The organism is Streptococcus intestinihominis, from assembly GCF_046824975.1.
GTDB lineage: Bacteria > Bacillota > Bacilli > Lactobacillales > Streptococcaceae > Streptococcus.
Map to the genome: position 1 here is coordinate 168,353 of NZ_JBKQBL010000004.1, position 4,640 is coordinate 172,992.

A 4,640-nucleotide genomic window follows, 5' to 3' on the forward strand; every position below is an offset into this window, starting at 1 on the left:
TTTGATGGAAATTCTCATAGGTTTGTTTCAACTCATTTAATTCCTGGGACGTTTTTTGCGCCGCAATATTATCATCCCAAAAATCAGGTTCTGTCATTTTGTTTTCCAAAATGGCAATTTCTTCTTCCAGACCCTCTAAGTCAAAGAGACCCCCTGAAAGAAGCTAATTTTTCACGATTCGCGTCAATTTTCTGACGGATTTCTGAAATATCCATAAGTACCTCTTTCTAAGTATCAGTCTATTATACCACAAACCCCGTCATTTGCACATAGTAAGAGATAGTAAGAATGGTTTACCCTACAAAAATCGCATAAAATCAGGTCGTTGTCACCTCCCTTGTTACATAATTGTTAGATTTGTTACATGTTGGTTACCTTTCTCTTTCTCATTAACTTATGATACACTAGTGATATGACACGTATTGGTTTTATGAGTGACCTGCACCTGGATTCCAATCAGTTTGGCGAGGCCGAACGCATGCAACTCCTGCAGGTCCTACAAGAAGAACAGATTGATCATCTTCATCTAGCTGGAGACATCTCTAATGACTTTAAACAGATAAGCCTTCCCTTCATTCAGGACCTCCAAAGACAGTTTCCTGTTTCCTTTAACCTGGGCAATCACGATATGCTATTTCTTTCAGAAGAAGAAATCAAGCAGTATGATTTTCAGGTCCAGACCTTTGGAGACAGCCATTTAGTATCTCTTGCTGGATGGTACGATTATAGCTTTGTTCCTGAAAAGAGCAAGGAAGCCCACCTGCGTACCAAGAATACTTTCTGGTTTGATCGAAGATTGGAACGTCCTTTAGATGATCCAACCATCACGCAAGAAGATCTCTTCCGATTGGATCAGGTCCTCGCTTCTTTAGATGGTAGAATCATCGTCGCTCTTCACTTTGTCCCCCACAAGGACTTCCTCGTTAGTCACCCCTACTTTCAGAAATTCAACGCCTTCTTAGGTAGTCAAGCTTTTCACGATCTCTTTGTAAAGCACGAGGTAGCGGATGTCGTCTTCGGACACTTGCATCATCGCCATCCTTCCAGATCCATCGATAACATCCATTATCACTTGCGGCCTCTTGGCTATATTCGAGAATGGCAACTAACAGAAGACTTTTTCAAGGCCTATCCACAGTACAAGATCCCTCACATGTATCGTCTTCATAAACGCTACAACGTTGTGAAAGACTTATCTGAATTTCATCAATACAAAAGACAACACTTAGCAAGCGAATTTCGTCAGGCTTTAACCATCCTTGACTGCTAAAAAGAAAAAGATTTCGACCCCATAGGGAATCGAAATCTTTTTTTCGTTAAAATGGCTTAAGCTTCAGTTTCAAGGAGATTCTTTGCAACAAGCGCTGCCAAGACACCACCAACGATTGGAGCAAGGATAAAGATCCAAATTTGTTGGAGGGGTGCACCACCTACAAAGAGTGCAGGAGCCAAGCTACGAGCTGGGTTTACAGAAAGACCTGTAATGTTCAAACCAACAAGAATGATCAAGGTCAAGCTCAAACCGATGACAAGACCAGCAATCTTCCCGTTTCCTTTAGAAGCTGATGTCACTGTCATGATGACCAAGATAAAGATAAAGGACGCGATCACTTCAAACAAGAAACCGCCAAATGGAGTCACTCCTTTAGCCAAGGCATTTTCACCAAGACTAGCTGTTGATATCCCTGAATTAGACAAAAGGAAGAAGACAGAAGCAGTCGCAAGGAAAGCTCCTACTACTTGCGCTACAATGTAGTTAACCAAGTCTTTAGATGACAAGCGTTTGTTGACAAACATAGCAATCGAAACAGCAGGATTCAAGTGAGCACCAGAAACAGTCCCAATAGAGTATGCAGCTGCAACAATGGACAAACCAAATGCCAAGGCAATTCCTAAATGCCCAAGACCTTCAGTCCCATTTCCAAAAACAACAGCGCCAGTCCCGATAAAGACAAGCATAAATGTGCCGATTACTTCAGCAAAAAACTTTTTCATAATATAAGTTTCCTTTCTTCAAACTGTTGTCTAGTTTATCAAAAATCCAGTCTTGCCTCAAGAAATATGCCCAGACATCTCTGCACACAAAAAGCCATCCGAAGATGACTTTTGATACGCGATTAAATGGCGTTTTTATCTTTACCAAGTGCACGTTGAACGGCTTTGACAATCTCAACCAAAACAACAATCATATGGGCACCTACAGCAACAACCAACCATTGCGTCAAGCTTAAATGAGATACGTGGAAGAGTTTATTGAATCCAGGTACCATAATCGTCGCCATTAAGAGAATAAAGGCAACTGGGATAGACCAGTTAAAGGTCTTGTTCTTGAAGAGTCCCACTTTAAAGATGGATTGGTAAACAGACTTAACGTTAAAGGCATGGAGCAATTGGATCAATCCAAGAGTCGCAAAGGCCATGGTCAAAGCATCTGCATGGATTTCTGCCCGGGTAGAGTGTTCAGGAGAAATCAAAGCCCAACCGTAAACACCAAGTACCAAGATAGTTTGGAAGATTCCTTGATAGAGGATAGCTCCGAAAACCCCACCGTCAAAGAAGTTTGACTTACGACCACGAGGTTTGTGGGTCATAACGCCTGGCTCAGCTGGTTCAACACCAAGAGCGATGGCTGGTAGCGTATCTGTTACCAAGTTAATCCATAGAAGATGCACTGGTTGAAGAACGTCCCAACCAAAGAGGGTTGCAAAGAAGATAGTGAAGACCTCAGCCATATTGGCAGACAAGAGGTATTGAATTGATTTTTGGATATTTGAGAAGACCTTACGTCCTTCTTCTACCGCTACAATAATGGTTGCAAAGTTGTCATCGGCAAGAACCATATCAGAAGCTCCCTTAGAAACCTCTGTACCAGTAATCCCCATACCGATACCGATATCAGCTGTCTTAAGTGATGGCGCGTCGTTAACCCCGTCACCAGTCATGGCAACAACCTTACCTTCTTTTTGCCATGCTTTCACGATACGAACCTTGTGTTCAGGTGATACACGAGCGTAAACAGAGTATTGCTTGAAGACCTTTTGGAATTCTTCATCAGAGAGTTCGTTCAACTCAGCCCCTGTGAAGACATGATCTTCAGTATCATTTGGATCGATGATACCGAGACGTTTGGCAATGGCCTCAGCTGTATCTTGGTGGTCACCCGTGATCATGATCGGACGGATACCTGCTTCCTTAGCGACACGAACAGCTTCTGCTGCTTCTGGACGCTCAGGGTCAATCATGCCGACCAAACCAGAGAAGATGAGGTCAGACTCAACAATTTCAGATTCCAAGGTTGGGATTTCCTTGCTTGTCTTATAAGCCATCATCAAGACACGAAGGGCTTGTTTGGCCAAGTCTTTGTTGGTAGCAAGAATAGCTTTCTTGTCTTCTTCTGTGATAGGGCGAACTTCCCCATTGACTTCAATACGTGTCACACGTTTGAGCAATTGGTCAGGGGCACCTTTAACAGCGATAAAGTAAGAACCGTCTGCTTCCTTATGGATAGTAGACATGAGCTTACGGTCTGAGTCAAATGGCAATTCAGCCACACGTGGCTCATCCTTCAAGGCTTCACGAACATCAAAGTTGTGGTCCAAGCCGAACTGTACCAAAGCAGTCTCAGTTGGGTCCCCAATCAACTTGCCAGATGGGTCCACCTTGGTATCATTGGCAAAGTTCATGATACGAAGGGTATTGTTGCTAGCAGCAATTTCAGCTGCCGAACTTTGCAATTGACCGTTGGTATAGACTTTTTCAACCGTCATTTGGTTCATGGTCAAAGTACCTGTTTTATCAGATGCGATGATTTCTGTTGAACCAAGAGTTTCAACCGCTGGTAATTTACGAACGATCGAATTACGTTTAGCAAGAGTAGTTGTTCCTAAAGATAGAACGATAGTTACAATGGCAGGAAGTCCTTCTGGAATCGCCGCCACCGCAAGGGCTACCGCAACCATCAAGCCTTCTAATGGATGCTCTCCACGAACGAAGACACCAACTAAGAAAGTAATGACCGCAATTACAACGATTAAGTAAGTCAAGGCTTTAGATAATTGTTCCAAGCTTTGCTTCAATGGTGTTTCAGTCTCATCGGCATTAGCCAACATATCTGCAATCTTACCAACTTCTGTATACATACCAGTGTTGGTCACGACACCAATACCACGACCATAAGTAACATTTGAGTTTTGGTAACCCATATTAATGCGGTCCCCGATTCCAGCATCTGCTTCGACAAGTCCTGTCACATCTTTTTCTACTGGGACCGATTCCCCTGTAAGAGCTGCTTCTTCGATTTTAAGGGAAGCTGCTTCAAACAAGCGCATATCTGCTGGTACAACATCCCCTGCTTCTAGCAAGACGATATCTCCGGGTACCAATTCTTTTGAGTCAATCTCAATAACATGGCCATCACGACGAACACGAGCCATCGGGCTAGACATATTTTTCAGTGCTTCAATCGCTGCTTCTGCTTGCCCTTCTTGGTATACCCCAAAGGCAGCATTCAAGACAACAACGGCCAAGATGATAATGGCATCCGTTAGACCGTCCATTCCTTCTGTAATCACAGAAAGTGCCGCTGCCGCAAGCAAGATGATAATCATCAAATCCTTAAATTGATCAAGGAATTTAGCTAG

General features: G+C 43.2%; 3 protein-coding genes and 1 pseudogene. 1 reads left to right on the top strand and 3 read right to left on the bottom strand.

Going from position 1 to position 4,640, the window contains the following annotated elements; genetic code table 11:
- Positions 1–215 (bottom strand): annotated as a pseudogene (prfB, locus tag ACLOR3_RS07685) (peptide chain release factor 2); the annotation flags it as partial.
- A 197-nt stretch (positions 216–412) separates the two neighbouring features.
- Here prfB and ACLOR3_RS07690 point away from each other — a divergent pair.
- Complete coding sequence (locus tag ACLOR3_RS07690) at positions 413–1,270, top strand: metallophosphoesterase (protein ID WP_411399915.1); 858 nt, start codon at positions 413–415, stop codon at positions 1,268–1,270.
- A gap of 56 nt (positions 1,271–1,326) precedes the next feature.
- Here ACLOR3_RS07690 and ACLOR3_RS07695 read toward each other — a convergent pair whose 3' ends face one another.
- Positions 1,327–1,995, bottom strand: a complete 669-nt coding sequence (locus ACLOR3_RS07695) for an MIP/aquaporin family protein (RefSeq protein WP_411399916.1) — start codon at positions 1,993–1,995, stop codon at positions 1,327–1,329.
- A 122-nt stretch (positions 1,996–2,117) separates the two neighbouring features.
- Positions 2,118–4,640, bottom strand: a 2,523-nt coding sequence (locus tag ACLOR3_RS07700) for a cation-translocating P-type ATPase (protein WP_412037118.1), incomplete at its 5' end; no start/stop codon positions are given.

What these genes read in the sequence shown, in the direction of transcription:
- ACLOR3_RS07690 (WP_411399915.1), top strand. Translation starts at nt 413, where the DNA reads ATGACACGTATTGGTTTTATGAGTGACCTGCACCTGGATTCCAATCAG.
- ACLOR3_RS07695 (WP_411399916.1), bottom strand. Translation starts at nt 1,995, where the DNA reads ATGAAAAAGTTTTTTGCTGAAGTAATCGGCACATTTATGCTTGTCTTT.